Source organism: Schinkia azotoformans, from assembly GCF_035811335.1.
GTDB classification, from domain to species: Bacteria; Bacillota; Bacilli; order Bacillales; family Bacillaceae_J; genus Schinkia; species Schinkia azotoformans.
In genome coordinates, this window is record NZ_JARSMD010000063.1 from 1 (window position 1) to 762 (window position 762).

The window sequence follows — 762 nt, forward strand, 5'->3', positions numbered from 1 at the left end:
ATCATAACCACCCTTCCAAAGGGTGGTTTGCACTAAGGCTATAAGCCTTAATTACCGGCCAGCGTCTAAAGGCGCTGGCTTTCATATATATTCAAGCCTCTATTGCCTTTGCCACTTTTGCCCTCCCTAAAGGGCTGTTTTTATTACTTGGCTACCCTTTGAAAGGGTCTGTATACTCTTTTACACTCAATTTATCTAATGCAATATCATGTTTTTCTTGATCTTGAATGTATTTTTTAATCGTAGCTTCGTTAAGACCCACTGTACTTACATAGTATCCTTCAGCCCAAAAATGCCTGTTTCCAAATCTATATTTTAAATTTGCATGTTTATCAAACATCATGAGCGCACTCTTCCCTTTTAAATATCCCATAAAACTTGAAACTGATAATTTGGGTGGAATACTCACTAACATATGCACATGATCTGGCATAAGATGGCCTTCTATTATTTCAACTCCTTTGTATTTACATAGTGTTCTTAATATCTCTCCTACGCTCTTCCTATATTGATTGTAGATTATTTTTCGTCTATACTTTGGAGTAAAGACGATATGGTATTTACACATTCATTTGGTATGTGCTAAACTATGTTCTTTATTTGCCAATGATGCTCACTTTCCTTTCTTTATTATGGAGGCTTGAACAATCTCTATTATAGAACTGAAAGTGAGTATTTTTGTATAACAATTTGTTGCCCACCCGCATAGCGGGTGGTTTTATGTTTCGCCTTATTCAGGCTCAACTGACTAAAGTCCATAAT

At 36.0% G+C, this 762-nt stretch carries 1 protein-coding gene; it reads right to left on the bottom strand.

Annotation, left to right across the window (positions count from 1 at the left end):
- Positions 1 to 151: 151 nt before the first annotated feature.
- Positions 152 to 568: an IS200/IS605 family transposase gene (gene tnpA, locus P9E47_RS22735; protein WP_326165159.1), complete on the bottom strand. Its 417-nt coding sequence runs from the start codon at positions 566 to 568 to the stop codon at positions 152 to 154.
- Positions 569 to 762 lie beyond the last annotated feature (194 nt).

Coding starts and splice junctions, on each gene's coding strand:
- tnpA (WP_326165159.1), bottom strand. CDS start 568: ATGTGTAAATACCATATCGTCTTTACTCCAAAGTATAGACGAAAAATA.